Here is a 20,172-nt window from a genome sequence, read left to right as displayed (position 1 = left end):
CATCCCGTGCGCACGAATACAACGGAAAGGGGTAGGCGGCGAAGGAGAAAGAAGCGCCCGTCGGGCGCGCGGCCTCAGACCGGTTCGAGCACGTGGATCAGCTTGCTCTCGACCAGTGCCTTGGTCTTCTCGCCATGGGCCTTCATGTGCGGCGCGACCGCATGGGCCTGCAGGTCGGCCAGCGTCTCCCACTTCTCGATCACGACGAAGGTGTCGGCGCCGAAGCTGGCCTTCGAGGGCGGGATGCCCTGCGCATCGATGGTGGCGCCGTATTCGATGCAGCCCTTCTCGGCCAGCACCGCGGCACGGTTCTCGGCGAAGGCGGCGAGCAGCGCGGCGCGCTGGCCCGGCTTGGCGGTGATGACGGCGACGACGTGGATCATGGGCGAGGGTCTCCTGGGGATGGGAAGAACGGGCCGGTGCGGCCGCGAGCCTTCGAATCTAAGAGATTCCGCGCGGGCCTGCCGGATAGGGTGGTCCGCTGGGCGACAAGGCCGAGGGCTTGTCCCTATCATCGCGCGCATGTTCTTCCCGCTGCCCCGCACCGCCACCGCGCCCTTCTGTCCGTCCGAGGTGAAAGGCAGTGTCGCGGTGCCGCAGGAGCTGTCCTTCGGCCGCAAGCTGCTGCGCTATGCGGGTCCGGGGCTGCTGGTGTCGGTGGGCTACATGGACCCGGGCAACTGGGCCACCGACATCGAGGCCGGCTCGCGCTTCGGCTACGGCCTGCTGTTCGTGGTGCTGCTCGCGAGCCTCGCGGCGATGCTGCTGCAGACCTTGTGCGTGCGGCTCGGGCTGATCGCGCAGAAGGACCTGGCGCGCGCCTGCCGCGAGCGCTATTCGCCGCGCGTCAACCGCTTCCTCTGGCTCGGCGCCGAGCTGGCCATCGTGGCCTGCGACCTGGCCGAGGTGCTCGGCAGCGCGCTCGCGCTGCACCTGCTGTTCGGCGTCTCGATCCCGGTGGGCATCCTCATCACCGCCTTCGACACCCTGCTGGTGCTGGGCCTGCAGGGCGCGGGCTTCCGGCGCGTGGAGGCGATCGTGCTCGGCCTGGTCGGCACCATCGCGGCCTGCTTCGTCGTCGAGCTCGCGATGGCGCCGCCCAACTGGTTCGGCGTGGCGGTCGGCTTCGTGCCGATGCTCGAGCGGCTGCACCAGCCGGGCGCGCTCTACCTCGCGATCGGCATCGTGGGCGCGACCGTGATGCCGCACAACCTCTACCTGCATTCGTCGATCGTGCAGACCCGGCTGGTGGCGCCGACCGAGCCCGCGCGGCGCGAGGCGGTGCGCTTCTGCACGCTCGACGCGGTGGTCTCGCTGTCGCTCGCGCTGCTGGTCAACGCGGCCATCATGGTGCTCGCGGCCAGCGCCTTCCACGGCACCGGCCACACGGCGGTGACCGAGATCGACGATGCCTACCGGCTGATCGAGCCGGTGGTGGGCAGCGCGCTGGCGGCCACGCTGTTCGGCGTGGCGCTGCTGGCCTCGGGCCAGAGCTCGACCTTCACCGGCACCATCGCGGGCCAGATCATCATGGAAGGCTTTCTCGACCTGAAGATCCCGTGCTGGCAGCGGCGCCTGATCACGCGCGCGCTGGCGCTGGTGCCGGCCTTCGTCGGCGTGTGGTGGTTCGGCGATGGCGGCGTGGGCAAGATGCTGGTGCTGAGCCAGGTGGTGCTGAGCTTCCAGCTGCCGTTCGCGATGTGGCCGCTGATCCGCTTCACGAGCGACCGGGCGCTGATGGGCGGCTTCGCGAACGGGCCGGTGGTGAAGTCGCTGGCCTGGCTGCTGTTCGCGGTGATCAGCGCGGCCAACGTGTGGCTGGTGGCGTCGGTGGTGCTGGGCATCGGCTGAGCGTCGACCGTCGGTCGCGGATTTGCATCCGGTTACCCGGCGCGGCTTCGGGCGGTCATGCGAAGGCCCTAGCATCGGGCCCGTCGCATCACCCAGGAAGCCCCGCGCATGTTCATCGTGACCCTCACCTACATCCGCCCCCTCGAGGAGGTCGACGCGCTGATCGACGCGCACATGGTGTGGCTGCGAAAGCATTACGAGAGCGGGCTGTTCATCGCCTCTGGCCGCCAGGTGCCGCGCCGCGGCGGCGTGATCATCGCGCGCTCGGGCGACCGCGCCGCGCTCGAGGCCGTGCTGGCGCGCGACCCCTTCGTGCAGGGCGAAGTGGCGCGCGCCGAGGTGATCGAGTTCGTGCCGAGCATGACGGCGCTGGGCGCCGAGATGCTCAAGACCTTCTGAGTCTTCAGGGGGCCGGCTTGTCCTCGCGTCCGCCCGGGTGCCGCGCGAAGCGCGCCGGGTCGCGGCCATGCACCGGCGCCCCGTCGTCCCAGGGCCAGCCGCCGAACTGCGTGCGGCGGTAGTCGGCCAGGGTCTGGCTGATCTCGGCCTGCGTGTTCATCACGAAGGGCCCGTACTGCACCACCGGCTCGGCGATCGGGCGGCCCTGCAGCAGCAGGAACTCGGCCGTGTCGGCGTCGCCGTTGACGATCTCGACCGCGGTGCCGGCATGCAGCTCGATGGCCGCCGGCCCCTGCACCTCGCGGCCCGCGATGCGCGCCTGCGCACCCTTGAAGAAGTACAGCATGCGCCGCGTGCCTGCGCCGCTGGCGGCCGGCAGCGTCCAGTCGGCGCCGGGCGTCATGCGCAGGGTCCAGATCGCCACGTCGGCCTCGGTGCGCGCGGCCCACGAATCGGGCGGCGGTGCCAGCGGATCGATGGGCGCGGGCGCGCCGGCCTCGGCCGCGTTGCCGAGCTGGCCCGCGATCACCGCGATCTCGGTGCGGCCGCCGCGCGGCGACTCGACCACCAGGCGCGGGATTGCTTCCGACCAGAACATCGTGAAATGCGGCTCGGCCATCTTGCTGGCGGCCGGCAGGTTCAGCCAGATCTGGAACAGCTCGAGCGGATTCGCCGCGTTGGCGTCGAGCAGCGGGAACATCTCCGAATGCACGATGCCCTTGCCGGCCGTGAGCCACTGCACGTCGCCGCCGCCGAAGCGCGCGGTGGCGCCCAGCGAATCGGAATGGTCGATCAGGCCCTTGCGCACGATGGTCACGGTCTCGAAGCCGCGGTGCGGATGCGAGGGAAAGCCCGGCACGGTCTCACCGTGGTACATGCTCCAGCCGTCCTTGCGGCTGAAGTCCTGGCCGATGTCGCGGCCCGCGAGCGAGGCCTCGGGGCCCATCTGCGCATTGGCGCGCGGATAGGCGTCGTCGTGGTAGACGCAGAACAGGAACGGGTCGACCGTCTCCCACGGGAAGCCCAGGGGCTTGATCCCCACGATGGGGTTGTAGCTGGCGGTGGCGGTGGGCACGTCGGCCTTCCTTTCGGGATCGGACGCCGTCGATGGCGCGGCGTCCTTGGCCCCCATGTCGGGGCGCTTGCGCCCATCGGAAGGGCGCGTGCGCGCGACAGTGCGGCTCGCGGATGGAACGATGGGCATCGCCGGACCGCCTGCCGCCCTTATTGCTGCGGCATCTGCGCGTTCGGGTCCATGAACACGAGTTCCCAGAGGTGGCCGTCGAGGTCCTGGAAGCCATGGCCGTACATGAAGCCGAGGTCCTGCGGCGCGCGCGGCGTGGTGCCGCCGGCGGCGACCGCCTTGGCCACCAGCTCGTCGACCTCGGCGCGGCTCTCGCACGAGAGGCACAGCAGCACTTCGGTGCTGGTGCGGGTGTCGGCGATCGCCTTGTCGGTGAAGGTCTTGAAGAAGGACTCGACCAGCAGCATCGCGTGGATGCTGCCTTCCTGCACCACCATGCAGGCGGCATTGGCGTCGGTGAACTGCGGGTTGAAGTTGTAGCCCAGCGCGTTGAAGAAAGCCTTGGACTTGTCGAGGTCCTTGACGGGGAGGTTCACGAAGATCTGCTTGGTGGCCATGGTGTTTCCTGTGCGTCGAAAGAAGAGAACGAAAAAGGGGGCTTCGGGGCGCTGGACGGGTTGTTGTGTACAGCGTCCACAAATTATGCAAAACAAAATGGACGGTGTCCACATCAATTTGCAAGAAGACGCTTCCGGCCCCCGGCGGCCCGCCCCGATGCCCGCGCGCGCCGTGCGCCGATGGGTGGCGCCGCGGCGCGCAGGGTGCATCATGGCCGGCTCATGGAAATCGAATTCAAGTTCCACATCCCCACCGACCGCCTGAAGGCCGTCGACGCCGCGCTGCGCCGCGGTGCCGTGGTGCGCACGCGGCTGCAGGCGCGCTATTTCGACACCGCCGACGAGCGGCTGGCCGCGCAGGGCATCGTGCTGCGGCTGCGCAAGGAGGGCCGGCGCTGGGTGCAGACGGTGAAAGCCACCGGCGACAACGCGCTGCACCGGCTCGAACACAACGTCGACCTCGGCACCGCGGGCGCCTCGCCGGGCATCGATCCGCAGCGCCACCAGGGCACGCCGGTCGGCGAACGGCTGGCGCAGGCGCTCGCGGGCGAGGATGGGCAGCCCGCGGCGCTGGTCGAGCGCCAGTCCACCGACATCGTGCGACTCACGCGCGACGTGCGCAGCACCGGGCCCGGTGGCGTCGTCGCTGAGTTGGCGCTCGATGTCGGCAAGGTGGTCGCGCATGCCGGCACGCCCGAACAGCGCGAATCGCCGGTCTGCGAGCTCGAGCTCGAACTCAAGCGCGGCAGCGTGCCGGGGCTGGTCGCGCTCGCGCAGCGCTGGTCGCAGCAGCACGGGCTGTGGTTCAGCACCATTTCGAAGGCCGAGCGCGGCGCGCGCCTGCTCGCGGGGCTCGACGTGGTGCTCGCCGTCAAGGCCGAGCCGCCGCGCTTCGCGAGCGCGCCCGATGGCCGCGCGATCCAGCGCGCCGTGGTCGCGAACTGCCTCGCGCAGATCCTGCCGAATGCCACCGAAGTGGCCGCGGGCAGCGACGACGAGGAACAGGTCCATCAATTGCGCATCGGCATCCGGCGCCTGCGCACGGCCCTGCGCGAACTCGAGGGGCTCGACCCCACTGGCGCCTTCGACCGCGCGGGCTGGGAGCCGGCGCTGGTCGACTGCTTCCGCGCGCTCGGCGCGCTGCGCGACCGCGAGCAGGTGGCGAAGATCGCGCAGCCGAAGCTGCGCGAGGCCGGGGCGCCCGAGGTGGATCCGCTGGCCGGCGAGGCGGCCGGCACGGACGCTACGAAGCTCTCGTCCGGCGAGGCCGTGCGTGCGCCCGCGTTCCAGGCGGTGCTGGTGGCCTTGATCGGCTTCACCGCGACCGAGGCCCCGGCACCCGAACCGGCCGCGGAGGGCGCGCCGCCGCCCGTCACGCCGCTGGACTCCGACGACGCCCGCCGCTTCCTGCGCAAGCGCCTGCAACGCCTGCACGAGCAGGCCCTGCGCGATGGCGGCCGCTTCGAATCGCTGGACACCGACAGCCAGCACCGCGTGCGCAAGCGCCTCAAGCGCCTGCGCTACCTCGCCGAATTCGCGGCGCCGCTGTTCGAGACCCGGGACGAGAAGAAGAGCGACGACAAGAGCGCCGCCGAGCGCTACCTGAAGCGGTTGCGTCCCGCGCAGGACGCATTGGGCGAGTTCAACGACGAGGCCGTCGCGATGGCCCTGTACCGCGAAGCCACCGCGCACGATGCGCGCGCCTGGTTCGCGGTGGGCTGGTTCAGCGCGCGGCACGCGGCGGGCGCGGCGGCCTGCCGGGAGGCGCTGGAAAAGATCGAGGGCGCGCCGCGGTTCTGGAAGAAGGGCCGCGGCAAGTCCTGACGCGGGGCGCGCGAGCGAGCGCGTCCGATGTCAGTGGTGGTGGCCGTGCGCCCCGTGCACGTGGCGATGCTCGATCTCCACCGGCAGCGCCTCGCGCACGTCCGTCACGGTCAGGCTGAAGCGCAGCGCCTTGCCGGCCCACGGATGGTTGCCGTCGAGCAGCACGACCGGGCCCTTGATCTTCATCACGGTGAACACGTGCTCGCGGCCGTCGTCGAGGCGGCCCTGCAGCTGGCCGCCCACCTTCACGCCGGGCGGGAAGTCGGTCTTGGGAATGCTGCGCACCAGCGTCTCGTCGCGCTGGCCGAAGGCGTCCTCGGGCGCTAGGTTCAGGGTGGTCTGGTAGCCCTTCTCCTGGCCGTCGAGCGCTTCCTCGATCTTGGGCAGCGTGTTCTCGTAGCCGCCATGCAGGTAGGCCATGGGCTCGGGGCTGGCTTCGATCAGCTTGCCCTGGGCGTCGGCGACTTTGTACTTGAGGGTGACGACGGTGTCTTTTGCGATTTTCATCGGGCCATTTTCCGTGCAAACCGATGGGCCGTAGCAGCTAGGTCTTCCATGAGCGGAAGGCCTCGGGCAGCGTTTCTTCGGTGCTCAGCTTCTGCGTCACCATCGCGATGAAGGCCGATACCGCGAGCGGCAGGTGCTTGCGGCTCGGGTACAGCACGGTCAGCCCCTGCCCCGTGCGCTGGTACCGCGGCAACACCGGCATGAGCCGGCCGGCCGCCACGTCGAGCCGGCCCATCGAGGGCGGCAGCAGCGCGATGCCCAGGCCGGCCACGGCCGCCCGGCGCAGCGCCTGCGCGGTGTTGCCGCTGAAGCGGCCCGTGACCTGCACTTCTTCTTCGCCGTCCGGCCCGGCCAGCCGCCAGGTCGCGCGGCCGCTGGGATGCGCCGCGGTCACGCAGTCGTGCTGCGCCAGGTCCTGCAGCGTGGCCGGGGCGCCGTGCGCGGCGATGTAGGCGGGGCTCGCCACCAGGCCGTCGGTGCGCGGGCCCAACAGCTTGCGGCCGACGTAGCCCGAATCGGGCTGCGCGCCACCGCGGAAGGCGACGTCGATTTGTTCGGCGATCAGGTCGGCCTTGGCATCGCTCAGCACGAAGTCGACCCGCACCAGCGGATTCGCGGCCAGGAAGTCGGCCACCCATTCCATCGGGAAGAAATCGAAGAAATCCGCGGTCGCCGCCACACGCACCAGGCCGCTGGGCGCGTGGCTGCCGGTGATCAGTTCCTGCCCGGCCTCGACCAGTCCATCGACCGCGCCCGCGCAGCGCTCGTGAAAAGCCTGGCCCGCGCTGGTCAGCGTCAGCTTGCGGGTCGAGCGCTGCATCAGCCGCGTGCCCAGTTGCGCCTCGAGCTGCTGGATGCGCCGGCTCACGGTGTTGGGCGGCAGCCCGAGGCGCCGGGCGGCTTCGGCAAAGCTGCCATGGCGCACCACCTGCACGAACATGGCGATGTCGTTGAGGTCGAGCATGGGATTCGATTCCTTCCAAGAATGGACGAGTGAAATCCGACTCTACCGTCTAGTCGATCAATGGGTGCGACCCTAACCTTGTACCCATGACTTCCTCGTCCTCTCTTTCTCCCCTCCAGCGCCGCATCGTCTGGGGCGTTCGCATCCTCCTGGCGCTGGCTTTCGGCGCGGCCGGCGCCGCCAAGCTGGCCGGCGTGCCGCAGATGGTCCAGGTGTTCGACGCCATCGGCTTCGGCCAGTGGTTCCGCTACATGACGGGCGTGGTCGAGGTCGGCGGCGCATTGCTGCTGCTCGTGCCCGCGACCGGTTTTTTCGGCGGCCTGCTGCTGGCCGCGACCATGGTCTGCGCCGTGGCCACGCACCTCGTGCTGATCGGCGGCAACCCCGCGCCGGCCATCGTTCTCACGCTGCTCTCGGCCTTCGTGGCGTGGCGGCTGCGGCCTGTGCCGCGGCCGGCCGCCATCGCGCGCTGATCCCTCTTTGTCCCCCACCCCATTCAGGAGTACCCCATGACCCAACAGCAAAAACCCCTCATCGGCATCGTCATCGGCTCGACCCGCGAAGGCCGCTTCGGCGAGAAGCCCGCGCACTGGATCCACGAGATCGCGAAGCAGCGCACCGACCTCGCCTTCGAACTGGTCGACCTGCGCGACCATCCGCTGCCCTTCTTCGACGAAGCCGGCGCGCCGGCCTGGGGCCCGGTGAAGAACGAGGCCGCGCAGCGCTGGCAGGCGAAGCTGGCCAGCTTCGACGGCCTCGTCGTGGTCACGCCCGAGTACAACCACGGCCCGAGCGCGGTGCTGAAGAACGCGATCGACTGGGCCTACAAGGAGTTCGTGCGCAAGCCGATCGGCTTCGTGGGCTACGGCGGCGTGGGCGCGGCGCGCGCGATCGAGCAGCTGCGGCTGATCGCGGTCGAGATGCAGATGGCGCCGGTGCGCAACGCGGTGCACATCGGCATGGTCGAGTTCCTCGGCATCTGGCAGCAGGGCAAGAGCTTCGAGGACTTCCCGCACCTCGCGCAGGCCGCGGGCGGCATGCTCGACGACCTCGCGTGGTGGACCAAGGCACTGAAGACCGCGAGGGAGGCCGTATGACCGCCGAAGTCGCGACACGAACCCGCGCCATCGTCTACCGCACGCGCGGCATGAAGCACGGCCCGATCGCGCGGCTCGTGAGCCCGGGCGACCTCGGCGAGTTCCTCAAGCCCTTCGTCTTTCTCGACCTGTTCGGCTTCGACACCGAAGGCGGCCACCGCGGCTTCGGCATGCATCCGCACTCGGGCATCGCCACGCTGACCTGGCTGATCGAGGGCGACACGCTCTACGAGGACACGACCGGCGAACAGGGCGTGCTGCGCGGCGGCGGCGTCGAATGGATGCGCGCGGGCAATGGCGTGTGGCACACGGGCGCGCCGGCGCCGGGCGTGCAGCGCGTGCGCGGCTTCCAGCTCTGGGTGGCGCTGCCCGCATCGGAAGAGAACGCGCCCGCGCAGAGCATCTACCTCGCGCCCTCGCAGGTGCCGCGCGAAGGCCCGGCGCGCGTGCTGCTCGGCAGCTACGGCGCGGCGCGCAGCGCGATCCCGGCGCCCGCGCCGATCAACTACCTCGCGGTGCAACTGAAGGACGGCGAGCACTGGCGCTACACGCCGCCGGCCGGCCACACGGTGGGCTGGCTCGCGGTGGAGAGCGGCCGGCTCGATGCGGGTGACGAGGCCGGCGGCCCGATCGGCGACGGCGAACTCGCGGTGTTCGAGGAGTCGGGCGAGGCCATCGAGCTGGTGGCTCGGGGCGACACCTCCTTCGTGCTGGGCTCGGCGGTCAAGCATCCGCATGAGCTCGTGATGGGCCACTACTCGGTGCACACCAGCCGCGTGACGCTGGACCAGGGCGAGGCCGAGATCCGTCGCATCGGCGCGAAACTGCGGCAGGAGGGCCGGCTCGGCCGGGCCGCATAGCGCAGGAAGCGCGGCTCCGACGAGCCGCGTAATCGAGCATGCGCGCGCCGGGCGGCTGCGCCAGAATCGTTCGCTTCCAGAACGATTCAGCCAGCCGCCCCCCATGAACATCGTTGATTCCTTCGCCGACGTCGCCCGCTTCGTCGATATCCGGCGCGACATCCACGCCCACCCCGAACTCGGCTTCGAGGAACACCGCACCTCCGAGAAGGTCGCGGGCCTGCTCGCCGAATGGGGCATCGAGGTGCACCGCGGCATCGCGGGCACCGGCCTGGTCGGCGTGCTGCGCAAGGGCACGGGCGCGCGCACCATCGGCCTGCGCGCCGACATGGACGCGCTGCCGCTGCACGAGGCCAACGAGTTCGCCCACAAGTCGCGCCACGCGGGCCGCATGCATGCCTGCGGCCACGACGGCCACACCACCATGCTGCTGGCCGCCGCCTGGCACCTGTCGCAGCAGGGCCCGGACGACTTCGACGGCACGGTGCATTTCATCTTCCAGCCCGCGGAGGAGATGGGCAAGGCCGGTGCCAAGAAGATGATCGACGAGGGCCTGTTCGAGCGTTTCCCGTGCGACGCGGTCTTCGGCCTGCACAACTTCCCGGTCGGCGACGTGGGCCGCTTCGCGCTCAACGAGGGCGCGCTCATGGCCTCGAGCAACACCTACCGCATCACGCTGCACGGGCGTGGCACGCATGCCTCGATGCCGCACACCGGCATCGACCCGGTGGCGGCGGTGGTCAACCTCGCGCAGCAGCTGCAGACCATCGTCGCGCGCACCATCCCGAGCACCGAGCGCGCGCTGCTCGCGGTCACGCAGCTGCGCGGCTCGGACGCGCCCAACATCATTCCCGACGAGGCCACGGTCGGCGGCACCATCCGCACCTTCTCGATCGAGGCCATCGACCTGCTCGAGGCCCGGCTGCGCGAGGTGGCCGCGGGCGTGGCGGCGGCGCACGGCTGCACGGCCGAGGTGTTCTTCAACCGCTCCTCGCCACCGACGGTGAACCATCCGGCCGAGGCGCGCTTCGCGGCCGGCGTGATGCGCGAGGTGGTGGGCGACGACATGGTCACCACCGACTTCCCGGCGGTGATGGGCGCCGAGGACTTCGCCCACATGCTGCTGGCGCGGCCCGGCTGCTATGCCTTCCTCGGCAATGGCGACGGCGACCACCGCCTCGACGGCCACGGGCCCGGGCCTTGCATCATCCACAACAGCTCGTTCGACTTCAACGACGAGATCATCCCGATCGGCGCGAGCTACTTCGTGCGGCTGGCGCAGCGCTGGCTCGCGCCGGGGCGCTGAGCGTCCACGCGGACTTCTTCTTTTCTCCCAACCCGACGAAAGCGGCCCCACCGATGACCACCCCGTTCGCCCGACGCTCGCTCCTTGCCCTGGCCTTCGCTGCGGCCGTACTGCCCGCGGCGGCGCAGCAGCGCGTGATCCACATCGTCGTGCCCTTCGGCACCGGCGCGGTGCAGGACACCGTGGCGCGCGCCTTCAACAACGAGCTCGGCGCGGCGCTCAATGCGAGCGCCATCGTCGAGAACCGCGCGGGCGCGGGCGGCACCGTGGGCGCGGCGATCGCGGCCAAGGCGCCGGCCGACGGCAACACGCTGGTGCTCGCGGCCGCGAGCCACAACATCGCGGGCTTCCTCTACAGCAAGCTGCCCTACGACCCGCTCAAGGACTTCGTGGGCGTGGCCAACATCGGCAACGCGGGCTACGTGCTCGCGGTGGCCAGCGGCATGAACGTGGCGACCACGGCCGACTTCATCAAGGAGGTCAAGGCCAACCCCGGCAAGTACAACTACGCCTCGGCCGGCAACGGCAGCGCCACGCACCTCGCGATGGCCTCGTTCCTCGCCAAGGCCGGGCTGCAGATGACGCACATCCCGACCAAGTCCACCGGCGAGGCGGTCAACGAGGTGCTCGCGGGCCGGGTGCAGGCGGTGATCTCGTCGAGCATCGGCGTGATGGGCTTCCAGAGCGATCCGCGCATGAAGCTGCTGGCCTCGACCGGCCAGTCGCGCAGCCCCTTCCTGCCGAAGCTGCCGACCGTGGCCGAGAGCGGCCTGCCCGGCTATGCCTTCGATTCGTGGATCGGCCTGCTCGCGCCGGCGGCCACGCCCAAGGCCGAGGTCGAGCGGCTCAACGCGGCCGTCAACAAGGTGATCGCCGACCCGGCGATCCAGGAACGCTTCACGCGGCTGGGCGTGGAGCCGCGCAGCCAGAGCGCCGAGGAATTCCAGAAGCTGCTGCGCGCCGACTGGGATGCGATGGGGGCGGTGGTGAAGGCCTCGGGGGCGAAGGTCGATTGACGGCGAATACAAGCTTTGGCAGATAAAAGGTAAAAATAAGCCAAAACCTATAAGTTGACAAAACAAGGGAGGGCCTATATCTTGAAAGCAAGATGGACTACCCCCTTCGTTTTGCCGATCAGCTTCGGGCGCACCTCCAGGCGCTGCGGAAGAAGCGCGGCCTGACGCAGGCGCAGGCCGGCAGCCTCGTCGGCGTCAGCCAGGCCCGGATCGCCGAGATCGAGGCGAATCCGGGGGCCGTCGGTTTCGAACAGCTGATGAAGCTGCTGGCGGCGCTGGGCGCGTCGATCTCGCTGCGCGACGAAGACGAGGCCCCGGCCTTCGCGGCGCCGGCGAGCGCCGAGCTTCCCGACGGCGATCGGCGCGCGAAGGATCGCAACGCGGTGCACGCCTATGGGCGGATACCGTCGCCGGCCTCGCCGGTCGCCCAGGAAAAAGGCGTAGAACCGGCGGCGGCCGCCCCGTCGCCCCCCGAACCGCAAGCACCGCGCCCCGCCGCGGATGGCCCCGCGCCCGCCGTCCGCGGGCGCTTCGCCGCCACGCCGAGGAAGGGCTCCTGGTGAGACGCGCGCTCAAGGCCTGGATGAACGGCGAACTCGTCGGCACCTGGTCGGTCGATCGCGAATCCCACACCTTCCGCTACGAGCCCGCGTGGCTCGCGTCGCCGCGGCGCCGCTCGCTGTCGCTCTCGCTGCCGATCACCACGGCGCTCGAAGTCCAGGGCGAGGCGGTGCGCAACTACTTTGACAACCTGCTGCCCGACAACGAGCGGATCCGCGCGCGGCTGGGCCAGCGCTTCGGGCTCAAGAACACCAAGGTCTTCGACCTGCTCGAAGCCATCGGCCGCGACTGCGTGGGCGCGGTGCAGCTGCTGCCCGACGGCGCGGTGCCCGAAGGCTGGGATCGCGTGAACTGCGAGCCGCTCGCCGACGAGCAGGTGGCCGAGCTGCTGCGCGCCGTGCCGACCGAATCGACGCCCGAGCGGCTGCGCGACCGCGACCTGTTCCGGATCTCGCTGGCCGGCGCGCAGGAAAAGACCGCGCTGACCCGCGTCGACGGCCACTGGTGCCGCCCCCACGGCGCCACGCCGACCACCCACATCCTCAAGCTGCCGCTGGGGCTGATCGGTGGCTCGCGGCGCATCGACGCCTCGGACTCGGTGCAGAACGAATGGCTCTGCGCGCGGATCGTCGGCGCGCTGGGCCTGCCGGTCGCGCCGACGTCCATCGCGACCTTCGGCGACCAGAAGGTGCTGGCGGTCGAGCGCTTCGACCGCGAGTGGATGGCGGGCGCGAACGGCGAGCGCTGGATCGCGCGCCTGCCGCAGGAAGATTTCTGCCAGGCGATGGCGCTGCCGCCCGAGCGCAAGTACGAGCAGCACGGCGGCCCCGGCATGACCCGCTGCCTGCAACTGCTGCAGGGAAGCCGCAGCCGGGACGACGGCACGCTGTTCCTGCTCGCGCAGCTCGCCTTCTTCCTGCTGGCGGCCACCGATGGGCATGCCAAGAACTTCTCGATCCATCTGCAGCGCGGCGACGTCTACGAGATGACGCCGCTCTACGACGTGCTGTCGATGTGGCCCTACTTCGGCAACGGCGCGAGCCAGTTCCAGCCGCGCCGGGCCGAGCTGGCGATGGCCGTGCGCTCGAAGAACGCGCACTACGCGCTGCACACCATCCAGGCGCGCCATTGGTGGGGGCTCGCGATGCGCAACGGCGGCGACGACACCTGGCGCGCGATGCTGGCGATGGTCGAAACGCTCGACGAGGCGCTGGCCGAGGTCGAGGCCGTGCTGCCCGCGGACTTTCCCGCGCGGACCTGGGAGGCCGTTTCCCGCGGCATGCGCGCCGAGGCGCGGCGCTTTCTTTCGGGCGTGGCGCCCGCCGCGACGCCCTGACCGGGTGTCGTCCTCCAGCCGGATGCGCTCGCCGCGTGCCGGCGTGTAGGACGCCCGTGCATTGACTTCGGCCTTCCGCGGGCGATGCTGGGAACGGGTTCCGGCGCGCGTGCGCCGGACGCAAGAAGGAAGGCTTTCATGGAACAGACAACGACAACAGGCATGCCCTCGCGCCAGGGTGGAACGCAGAAGCTCTGGGTGGTGATCGGCGTGCTCGCGGTGGCGGTGGCCGCGCTCGGCGGCGCGCTGTGGCAGAAGCACCAGGGCGGCACGGCGGCGTCACCGCCCGGGGCCCTGGCCACGGGCCCGGCGCCCGACGACTTCAAGCCCGATGCGGCGCCACCGGCGCTTCAGCCCTTGCCGTCCGGCCCGACCGCGAGCGCGACCACGGCGGCGCCCGCTCCGGCCATGAATGCCGCGCCGCAGCCCGTTCCAGCCACGGGCCCCGCGCCGATGGCCGCCGCGCCCGAACCGGCCGCCGCCCCGCCCTGCGCGGTCTGCGGCCATGTCGAGACGGTGCGCGCCGTGCAGCGCACCCAGCGCCCGAGCGGCGTCGGCATGGTGGCCGGCGGCGTGGTCGGCGGGCTGGTGGGCAACCAGATCGGCCATGGCGGCGGCCGCACGGCCGCGACCGTGCTCGGCGCGGTCGGCGGCGGCTACGCGGGCAACGAGATCGAGAAGCGCACCCACACGGTCACCGTCTACCAGGTCGGCGTGCGCATGGACAACGGCACGCTGCGCAGCGTCGAGACGCGCAGCGCGCCGCCGATCGGCAAGGCCGTCCGGCTCAAGGGCCACACGCTGAGCCCGGCCGACGGCCGCAAGTAAGCGTTCCCCACCCCACCTGGAACCGCGCCCGACAGGCCCTGCCGGGCGCATGCTCGTTTACGAGAATATTGACGGTATATCGTTAATATATTTAAATCCGCTCCGTCCCAGCCCCGCCCATCCGGGCCCATCCAAGGAGCGAATTCGTGAGCAACCCCCGCTGGCAAGGCATCTTTCCCGCCGTCACCACCAAGTTCCATGCCGACGAGCGCATCGATGCCGAAGGCACCGCGCGCCACATCGACTTCCAGATCCGCAACGGCATCCACGGCCTCGTCACCTGCGGCTCGCTCGGCGAAGCCAGCACGCTGTCGCTCGAGGAGAAGCTGCAGGTCGCGCAGATCGCGCTCGAGGCCGCCGACGGCCGCATCCCGGTGCTGGCCAACGTGTCCGAGACCAGCACCCGCGACGCGCTGCGCTACGTCGAGGGCGGCAACAAGCTCGGCGTGGCCGGCTACATGGTCATGCCCTCGGTGATCTACGTGGCCGACGCGCGCGAAGCCATGCTCAACGTGCGCACCATCGCCAACGCGGCGCAGAAGCCGGTGATGGTCTACAACAACCCGGTGGCCTACCGCGTCGACCTCAAGCCCGAGCACATGGTCGAGCTGGCCGACTGCGAATGGATCGCGGCCATCAAGGAGAGCACCGACAACATTCGCCGCATCACCGACCTGCGCAACACGGTCGGCGACCGCTACCAGCTGTTCCTCGGCGTGGACGACCTCGCCTACGAGGGCCTGGCGCTGGGCTGCGACGGCCTGCTGGCCGGCGTGGGCTGCGCGTTCCCGCGCGAGACCGTGGCGCTGTACGACCTGATGAAGGCCGGCCAGTTCGCCGAGGCGCTCAAGCTCTACCAGTGGATGACGCCGATGCTGCACCTCGACGTCTCGACCAAGCTGGTCCAGAACCTCAAGCTCATCGACCACCTCGTGGGCGTGGGCACCGAGCACGTGCGCCGTCCGCGCCTGCCGCTGGTGGGCGTCGAGCGCGAGGCCATCGAGGCCATCGTGAAGAAGGCGCTCGCGACCCGTCCGGCCAAGTACCAGTCGGTCGCCTAAGCCCTTCGTTTGCTGCGTTTCCCCCGAGGGCGGCGCCCTCGTTTCCCCCGTACCCTCCGTGTCCCTTTATCCAGGAAGAAGCATGAAGACACCATCGAAGATGATTCCGCTGCTCGGCCTCGTGGCGCTCGCCCTCGCAACCCAGGCGAAGGCGCAGGAGCAGGTGGTCAAGATCGGCCATACCGGGCCGCTCTCCGGCCCCAATGCATTCGCGGGCAAGGACAACGAGAACGGCGTGCGCCTCGCGATCGAGGAGCTCAACGCGAAGAAGCTCGTGGTCGGCGGCAAGACGCTCAAGTTCGAACTGAAGTCGGAGGACGACGCCTGCGATGCCAAGAGCGGCGTGGCCGTGGCGCAGAAGTTCGTCGACGACAACGTCAAGTTCGTCATGGGCCCGTACTGCTCGGGCGTGGCCATCCCGGCCTCGCGTGTCTACAGCGACGGCGGCGTGCTGCTGTCGACCGTGGGCACCAACCCGAAGGTCACGCAGGGCGGCTACAAGAACCTCTACCGCATCATCGCGAGCGACAACCAGATCGGCGGCAGCATGGCCGTCTACGCGGCCAAGGTGCTCAAGGTCACCAAGGTCGGCGTGATCGACGACCGCACCGCCTTCGGCCAGGGGCTCGCCGAGGAGTTCACCAAGGAAGCGAAGAAGCAGGGCCTCACCGTGGTCGGCCAGGAGTTCACCACCGACAAGGCGGTCGACTTCACCGCCATCCTGACCAACATGAAGGCCAAGCAGCCCGAGGCGATCTTCTTCGGCGGCTACGCGCCGCAGGGCGCGCCGATGACGCGCCAGATGAAGCAGCTCGGCATCAACGCCAAGCTGCTCGGCGGCGACACGCTGTGCAGCCCCGCGATGGGCAAGCTCGGCGGCGACGCGGTCAACGACGCGGTGTTCTGCGCCCAGGGCGGCTCGATCCTCGAGAAGGCGGTCAGCGGTCCGGCCTTCAAGGAGAAGTTCAAGAAGCGCTTCAACGCCGATGCCGATGCCTATGCGGCCTCGTACTACGACCAGGTGATGTTCATCGGCGAGTCGATGGCCAAGGCCAACTCGATCGATCCCGACAAGGTCGGCGCCGAGCTCTACAAGACCACCTACAAGGGCGTGGCCGCGACCTACGCCTACGACGACAAGGGCAACATGAAGCAGGCGCCGATCACGGTGTTCACCTTCAAGAACGCCGCGCCGACTGCGCTCGCGAGCTACTGAGTCGCGTCTCCCGGGAAAGGGCCGCGGCCCCTTCCTCCTCTCTTTTCTTCAACGCATCGCCGTCTTCACGGACGGCGATGCGCCCAGCCCCATGCACCGCATCCAGATCATCGACTCGCACACCGGCGGCGAGCCCACCCGCCTCGTGACCGGCGGCTTTCCAGACCTCGGCCGCGGCAGCATGGCCGAGCGCCGCGCGCTGCTGGCCGAACGGCACGACCCCTGGCGCGCCGCCACCGTGCTCGAGCCGCGCGGCAGCGACGTCGTGGTCGGCGCGCTGCTGTGCGAACCGGTCGCACCCGATGCCGCGGCCGGCGTGATCTTCTTCAACAACGCGGGCTACCTCGGCATGTGCGGCCACGGCACCATCGGCCTGGTCGCGAGCCTCGCGCACATGGGCCGCATCGGCCCCGGCGAGCACCGCATCGAGACGCCCGTGGGCACCGTCACCACCACGCTGCACGAAGACGGCGCGGTCAGCGTGCGCAACGTGTCCGCGTACCGGCACGTGCGCCAGGTGGCCGCCGAACTGCCGGGTCATGGCACGGTGCGCGGCGACGTGGCCTGGGGCGGCAACTGGTTCTTCCTCGTGAGCGAGGCCGCGCACGGCCAGCGCGTGGCGAGCGACAACCTCGCCGCGCTCACCGACTACACGGCCGCGCTGCGGCGCGCGCTCGCGGCGCAGGGCATCACCGGCGCCGAGGGCGCGGAGATCGACCACATCGAACTGTTCGCCGACGACGCGGACGGCGCCGACAGCCGCAACTTCGTGCTGTGCCCCGGCAATGCCTACGACCGCTCGCCCTGCGGCACCGGCACCAGCGCCAAGATCGCCTGCCTCGCGGCCGACGGCAAGCTCGCGCCCGGCCAGGTGTGGACGCAGGCCAGCGTGATCGGCAGCCGCTTCGAGGCCAGCTACGAGCCCGCCGACGACGGCCGCGTCATCCCCACGCTGCGCGGCCGCGCCCACATCAGCGCCGAAGCCACCCTGCTGATCGACGAGGCCGATCCCTTCGCCTGGGGCATCCGCCTCTGACGCGGCAGATGGCCGATGCGGACGCGATCGTCATCGGCGCCGGCATCGTCGGCGCCGCCTGCGCGCATGCGCTCGCGCGCGCGGGCCGTCGCGTGTGCGTGATCGATGCGCGCCGGGGCGGCGCCACCGGCGCCGGCATGGGCCACCTCGTGGCGATGGACGACAACCGCGCCGAGCTCGAGCTCAGCAGCCGCTCGATCGACCTGTGGCGCGCGCTCGCGCCGCGCCTGCCGGCCGATTGCGCGCACAGCGCCTGCGGCACGCTCTGGATCGCCGCCGACGACGCGGAGATGGCCGAGGCCGAACGCAAGCGCGAACGGCTCGCCGCGCAGGGTATCGCGAGCCGGTTGCTCGACGCGAGGGCATTGGCCGCGGCCGAACCGGCATTGCGCGCCGGCCTCGCGGGCGCGCTCGAGGTGCCGGGCGACGGCATCCTCTATGCGCCGAACGCGGCGCGCTGGCTGCTCGCGGATGCGGGCGATGCGATCGAGTTCGAGCAGGCCCAGGTCGATGCCATCGAGGACGACGGCACGCTGCTTCTGGCCGACGGCGGCCGGCGCCGTGCCGCGCAGGTCGTGCTGGCCGCCGGCCTCGAGGCGGCCGCGCTGTGCCCCGAACTGCCGCTGCGCCCCAAGAAGGGCCACCTGCTGATCACCGACCGCTATCCGGGCACCGTGCGGCACCAGCTGGTCGAGCTCGGCTACGTCACCAGCGCGCACCATGCCGAGGGTGACTCGGTCGCCTTCAACGTGCAGCCGCGGCCCACGGGCCAGCTGCTGGTCGGTTCCTCGCGGCAGTTCGACACCACCGATCCCGCAGTCGAGCCCGCGATGCTCGCGCGCATGCTGCGGCGCGCGATCGACTACCTGCCGGGCCTCGGCGAACTCAACGCCATCCGCAGCTGGACCGGCCTGCGCGCCGCCACGCCCGACGGCCTGCCGCTGCTGGGCGCGCATCCGTGGCGCGAGAAGCTGTGGCTCGCGCTCGGCCACGAAGGCCTGGGCGTGACCACCGCGCCGGGCAGCGCCGAACTGCTGGTGGCGCTGATGACGGGCACCGCGCCGCCGTTCGATGGGCGGCCCTTTGCGCCCGGGCGGCTGCTGGAGACGGTGGCATGAACGCCGCGCCGCAGGTTCTGTTGCAGATCGACGGCCGTGAGGTGCGCGTCGCGGCCGGCAGCTCGGTGGCCGCCGCGCTGCGCATCGCCGACATGACGCCGGCCATGGGCGTGGCGCGCGTCTCCGTCACGGGCCAGCCGCGCGCGCCCTTCTGCGGCATGGGCATCTGCCAGGAATGCCGCGTCGCCATCGATGGCCGCCGCCGCCTCGCCTGCCAGACCGTCTGTAGCGAAGGCATGCGCGTGGAGACCCTGCGATGAGCACCGACGCCATCGGCCTCGAACACTGCGACCTGCTGATCGTCGGCGCCGGCCCCGCGGGCATGGCCGCCGCGCTGGCGGCCGCGCCCAGTGGCGCGGCCATCGTCGTGATCGACGACAACCCCGTGCCCGGCGGGCAGATCTGGCGCGACGGGCCCGGCGCCGCCCTGCCGCCGGCCGCGCGCCGGCTGCGCGAGGCGCTGGCCGCCCGCGCCAACGTGCGCGTGCACAGCGGCACGCGCGTGGTGGCCGCCAGCGCGCCGCGCGAGCTGCTGCTCGAGGAGGCAGAGCGCGCCTGGCGCCTGCGCTGGGGCAGGCTCGTGCTGTGCACCGGCGCGCGCGAACGCCTGCTGCCCTTTCCGGGCTGGAACCTGCCCGGCGTGACCGGCGCGGGCGGCCTGCAGGCGCTGATCAAGGCCGGCCTGCCGGTGGCGGGCGAGCGCATCGTCGTCGCCGGCACCGGCCCGCTGCTGCTGGCGGCCGCGGCCACCGCGCGCCAGGCTGGGGCGAAGGTGCTGCGCATCGCCGAGCAGGCGGCCTTCGGCGCGGTCGCGGGCTTCGCGCTGGGGCTCGCGCGCTGGCCCGGCAAGGCGATGCAGGCGCTGACGCTGGCCGATGCGGCCTACCGCACCGGCTCGCACGTGGTCGAAGCACGGGGCACGACACGGCTCGAATCGGTGCGCCTGAACCAGGGCGGCCGCCTGCAGGAGATCGCCTGCGAGCGCCTGGCCTGCGGTTTCGGCCTCGTGCCCAACACCCAGCTCGGCCAGATGCTCGGCTGCGCGCTCGCGCCCTTCGGCGACAGCGGCACGCTCGCGCTGGCCGTCGACGAGCGGCAGGCCACCAGCCTGGACGGCGTCTACGCGGCCGGCGAATGCACGGGCTTCGGCGGCAGCGAACGCGCGCTCGCGCAGGGCGCCATCGCGGGCCATGCGGCCGTCGGCGACGAAAAGGCCGCGCGCTTGCAATACGCCGAACGCGCGCGCTGGAACGCCTTCGCCACGCGCCTGCACCGCAGCTTCGCGCCCGGCCCGGCCATCCGCGCGCTGGCCCGGCCCGACACGCTGGTGTGCCGCTGCGAGGACGTGCCCCTCGCGGCGCTCGCCGGCTGCGGCGGCTGGACCGACGCCAAGCTGCACCAGCGCTGCGGCATGGGCCCGTGCCAGGGGCGCGTGTGCGGCGACGCCGCGCAGTTCCTGTTCGGCTGGACGCCGCCCGCGCCGCGGCCGCCGCTGTCGCCCGTGCGCATCGCGACGCTGGCCGGCCTGGGCGCGCGCGACCCGGACTGATC

At 71.0% G+C, this 20,172-nt stretch carries 22 protein-coding genes; 17 read left to right on the top strand and 5 right to left on the bottom strand.

Features of this window, described 5'->3' with window-relative positions; all coding sequences use genetic code 11:
- Nucleotides 1-74: 74 nt before the first annotated feature.
- Nucleotides 75-383, bottom strand: coding sequence for a putative quinol monooxygenase (locus BM109_RS31035; RefSeq protein ID WP_057593255.1), 309 nt, complete (start codon nt 381-383; stop codon nt 75-77).
- A 139-nt stretch (nt 384-522) separates the two neighbouring features.
- On the opposite strand from BM109_RS31035, the gene BM109_RS31030 reads away from it, so the two are divergent.
- Together BM109_RS31030 and BM109_RS31025 are read left to right on the top strand one after the other, a co-directional pair.
- Entirely contained in the window at nt 523-1,851 is a 1,329-nt protein-coding gene (locus tag BM109_RS31030; RefSeq protein WP_093351627.1) for an Nramp family divalent metal transporter, read from the top strand.
- A 108-nt stretch (nt 1,852-1,959) separates the two neighbouring features.
- Nucleotides 1,960-2,250 carry a YciI family protein gene (locus tag BM109_RS31025; RefSeq protein WP_057593253.1) on the top strand — a complete coding sequence of 97 codons (291 nt, stop codon included), beginning with the start codon at nt 1,960-1,962 and terminating at the stop codon, nt 2,248-2,250.
- Nucleotides 2,251-2,254: 4 nt separating this feature from the next.
- Here BM109_RS31025 and BM109_RS31020 read toward each other — a convergent pair whose 3' ends face one another.
- A complete protein-coding gene (locus BM109_RS31020) occupies nt 2,255-3,454 on the bottom strand; it encodes a pirin family protein (RefSeq protein WP_371268910.1) in 1,200 nt (399 codons plus the stop codon).
- Nucleotides 3,455-3,474: 20 nt separating this feature from the next.
- The gene (locus tag BM109_RS31015; RefSeq protein WP_093351622.1) at nt 3,475-3,891 is read right to left on the bottom strand and encodes a VOC family protein; all 417 of its coding nucleotides are present in this window, start codon (nt 3,889-3,891) and stop codon (nt 3,475-3,477) included.
- 222 nt (nt 3,892-4,113) lie between these two features.
- On the opposite strand from BM109_RS31015, the gene BM109_RS31010 reads away from it, so the two are divergent.
- Entirely contained in the window at nt 4,114-5,715 is a 1,602-nt protein-coding gene (locus BM109_RS31010; RefSeq protein ID WP_093351620.1) for a CYTH and CHAD domain-containing protein, read from the top strand.
- Nucleotides 5,716-5,745: 30 nt separating this feature from the next.
- Here the strand turns inward: BM109_RS31010 and BM109_RS31005 are convergent, their stop codons facing one another.
- Both BM109_RS31005 and BM109_RS31000 read right to left on the bottom strand, forming a co-directional pair.
- The gene (locus BM109_RS31005; RefSeq protein ID WP_093351617.1) at nt 5,746-6,222 is read right to left on the bottom strand and encodes an FKBP-type peptidyl-prolyl cis-trans isomerase; all 477 of its coding nucleotides are present in this window, start codon (nt 6,220-6,222) and stop codon (nt 5,746-5,748) included.
- Nucleotides 6,223-6,259: 37 nt separating this feature from the next.
- Complete coding sequence (locus BM109_RS31000) at nt 6,260-7,186, bottom strand: LysR family transcriptional regulator (protein WP_093351615.1); 927 nt, start codon at nt 7,184-7,186, stop codon at nt 6,260-6,262.
- Nucleotides 7,187-7,272: 86 nt separating this feature from the next.
- On the opposite strand from BM109_RS31000, the gene BM109_RS30995 reads away from it, so the two are divergent.
- From BM109_RS30995 to BM109_RS30930, 14 genes are all read left to right on the top strand, one after another.
- A complete protein-coding gene (locus tag BM109_RS30995) occupies nt 7,273-7,659 on the top strand; it encodes a DoxX family protein (RefSeq protein ID WP_093351612.1) in 387 nt (128 codons plus the stop codon).
- Between the two features lie 36 nt (nt 7,660-7,695).
- A complete protein-coding gene (locus BM109_RS30990) occupies nt 7,696-8,283 on the top strand; it encodes an NADPH-dependent FMN reductase (RefSeq protein WP_093351610.1) in 588 nt (195 codons plus the stop codon).
- Nucleotides 8,280-9,143: a pirin family protein gene (locus tag BM109_RS30985; RefSeq protein WP_093351607.1), complete on the top strand. Its 864-nt coding sequence runs from the start codon at nt 8,280-8,282 to the stop codon at nt 9,141-9,143. Before BM109_RS30990 ends, BM109_RS30985 begins: the two co-directional genes overlap by 4 nt.
- A 103-nt stretch (nt 9,144-9,246) precedes the next feature.
- Nucleotides 9,247-10,449: a M20 aminoacylase family protein gene (locus tag BM109_RS30980; protein WP_093351605.1), complete on the top strand. Its 1,203-nt coding sequence runs from the start codon at nt 9,247-9,249 to the stop codon at nt 10,447-10,449.
- Between the two features lie 53 nt (nt 10,450-10,502).
- The gene (locus tag BM109_RS30975) at nt 10,503-11,465 is read left to right on the top strand and encodes a tripartite tricarboxylate transporter substrate-binding protein (protein ID WP_093351602.1); all 963 of its coding nucleotides are present in this window, start codon (nt 10,503-10,505) and stop codon (nt 11,463-11,465) included.
- 92 nt (nt 11,466-11,557) lie between these two features.
- On the top strand, nt 11,558-12,028 hold the full coding sequence (locus BM109_RS41530) for a helix-turn-helix domain-containing protein (RefSeq protein WP_093351599.1): 471 nt from the start codon (nt 11,558-11,560) through the stop codon (nt 12,026-12,028).
- Nucleotides 12,022-13,362, top strand: coding sequence for a HipA domain-containing protein (locus BM109_RS30965; RefSeq protein WP_371268918.1), 1,341 nt, complete (start codon nt 12,022-12,024; stop codon nt 13,360-13,362). The genes BM109_RS41530 and BM109_RS30965 overlap by 7 nt, the downstream gene beginning before the upstream one ends.
- A gap of 138 nt (nt 13,363-13,500) precedes the next feature.
- Entirely contained in the window at nt 13,501-14,190 is a 690-nt protein-coding gene (locus BM109_RS30960) for an outer membrane lipoprotein (RefSeq protein ID WP_093351597.1), read from the top strand.
- A 146-nt stretch (nt 14,191-14,336) separates the two neighbouring features.
- Nucleotides 14,337-15,251, top strand: a complete 915-nt coding sequence (locus BM109_RS30955; RefSeq protein WP_093351595.1) for a dihydrodipicolinate synthase family protein — start codon at nt 14,337-14,339, stop codon at nt 15,249-15,251.
- Nucleotides 15,252-15,333: 82 nt separating this feature from the next.
- Entirely contained in the window at nt 15,334-16,467 is a 1,134-nt protein-coding gene (locus BM109_RS30950) for a branched-chain amino acid ABC transporter substrate-binding protein (RefSeq protein ID WP_093351593.1), read from the top strand.
- A 91-nt stretch (nt 16,468-16,558) separates the two neighbouring features.
- Nucleotides 16,559-17,503 carry a 4-hydroxyproline epimerase gene (locus tag BM109_RS30945; protein WP_093351590.1) on the top strand — a complete coding sequence of 315 codons (945 nt, stop codon included), beginning with the start codon at nt 16,559-16,561 and terminating at the stop codon, nt 17,501-17,503.
- Nucleotides 17,504-17,511: 8 nt separating this feature from the next.
- Entirely contained in the window at nt 17,512-18,621 is a 1,110-nt protein-coding gene (locus BM109_RS30940) for an NAD(P)/FAD-dependent oxidoreductase (protein WP_093351587.1), read from the top strand.
- Entirely contained in the window at nt 18,618-18,881 is a 264-nt protein-coding gene (locus BM109_RS30935; RefSeq protein ID WP_093351585.1) for a 2Fe-2S iron-sulfur cluster-binding protein, read from the top strand. The genes BM109_RS30940 and BM109_RS30935 overlap by 4 nt, the downstream gene beginning before the upstream one ends.
- Nucleotides 18,878-20,170, top strand: coding sequence for an NAD(P)/FAD-dependent oxidoreductase (locus tag BM109_RS30930; protein WP_093351582.1), 1,293 nt, complete (start codon nt 18,878-18,880; stop codon nt 20,168-20,170). The genes BM109_RS30935 and BM109_RS30930 overlap by 4 nt, the downstream gene beginning before the upstream one ends.
- Nucleotides 20,171-20,172: the final 2 nt, after the last annotated feature.

This window comes from Variovorax sp. PDC80, assembly GCF_900115375.1.
In the GTDB taxonomy this organism is placed as follows: Bacteria; Pseudomonadota; Gammaproteobacteria; order Burkholderiales; family Burkholderiaceae_C; genus Variovorax.
The sequence above is the reverse complement of the archived record's forward strand: the minus strand, read 5'-3'. Positions and strand labels throughout refer to the sequence as shown.

Excerpts from the sequence above, each read along its gene's own strand:
- BM109_RS31035 (WP_057593255.1), bottom strand. The coding sequence starts at position 383 with ATGATCCACGTCGTCGCCGTCATCACCGCCAAGCCGGGCCAGCGCGCC.
- BM109_RS31030 (WP_093351627.1), top strand. The coding sequence starts at position 523 with ATGTTCTTCCCGCTGCCCCGCACCGCCACCGCGCCCTTCTGTCCGTCC.
- BM109_RS31025 (WP_057593253.1), top strand. The coding sequence starts at position 1,960 with ATGTTCATCGTGACCCTCACCTACATCCGCCCCCTCGAGGAGGTCGAC.
- BM109_RS31020 (WP_371268910.1), bottom strand. The coding sequence starts at position 3,454 with ATGCCCATCGTTCCATCCGCGAGCCGCACTGTCGCGCGCACGCGCCCT.
- BM109_RS31015 (WP_093351622.1), bottom strand. The coding sequence starts at position 3,891 with ATGGCCACCAAGCAGATCTTCGTGAACCTCCCCGTCAAGGACCTCGAC.
- BM109_RS31010 (WP_093351620.1), top strand. The coding sequence starts at position 4,114 with ATGGAAATCGAATTCAAGTTCCACATCCCCACCGACCGCCTGAAGGCC.
- BM109_RS31005 (WP_093351617.1), bottom strand. The coding sequence starts at position 6,222 with ATGAAAATCGCAAAAGACACCGTCGTCACCCTCAAGTACAAAGTCGCC.
- BM109_RS31000 (WP_093351615.1), bottom strand. The coding sequence starts at position 7,186 with ATGCTCGACCTCAACGACATCGCCATGTTCGTGCAGGTGGTGCGCCAT.
- BM109_RS30995 (WP_093351612.1), top strand. The coding sequence starts at position 7,273 with ATGACTTCCTCGTCCTCTCTTTCTCCCCTCCAGCGCCGCATCGTCTGG.
- BM109_RS30990 (WP_093351610.1), top strand. The coding sequence starts at position 7,696 with ATGACCCAACAGCAAAAACCCCTCATCGGCATCGTCATCGGCTCGACC.
- BM109_RS30985 (WP_093351607.1), top strand. The coding sequence starts at position 8,280 with ATGACCGCCGAAGTCGCGACACGAACCCGCGCCATCGTCTACCGCACG.
- BM109_RS30980 (WP_093351605.1), top strand. The coding sequence starts at position 9,247 with ATGAACATCGTTGATTCCTTCGCCGACGTCGCCCGCTTCGTCGATATC.
- BM109_RS30975 (WP_093351602.1), top strand. The coding sequence starts at position 10,503 with ATGACCACCCCGTTCGCCCGACGCTCGCTCCTTGCCCTGGCCTTCGCT.
- BM109_RS41530 (WP_093351599.1), top strand. The coding sequence starts at position 11,558 with ATGGACTACCCCCTTCGTTTTGCCGATCAGCTTCGGGCGCACCTCCAG.
- BM109_RS30960 (WP_093351597.1), top strand. The coding sequence starts at position 13,501 with ATGGAACAGACAACGACAACAGGCATGCCCTCGCGCCAGGGTGGAACG.
- BM109_RS30950 (WP_093351593.1), top strand. The coding sequence starts at position 15,334 with ATGAAGACACCATCGAAGATGATTCCGCTGCTCGGCCTCGTGGCGCTC.
- BM109_RS30945 (WP_093351590.1), top strand. The coding sequence starts at position 16,559 with ATGCACCGCATCCAGATCATCGACTCGCACACCGGCGGCGAGCCCACC.
- BM109_RS30940 (WP_093351587.1), top strand. The coding sequence starts at position 17,512 with ATGGCCGATGCGGACGCGATCGTCATCGGCGCCGGCATCGTCGGCGCC.
- BM109_RS30935 (WP_093351585.1), top strand. The coding sequence starts at position 18,618 with ATGAACGCCGCGCCGCAGGTTCTGTTGCAGATCGACGGCCGTGAGGTG.
- BM109_RS30930 (WP_093351582.1), top strand. The coding sequence starts at position 18,878 with ATGAGCACCGACGCCATCGGCCTCGAACACTGCGACCTGCTGATCGTC.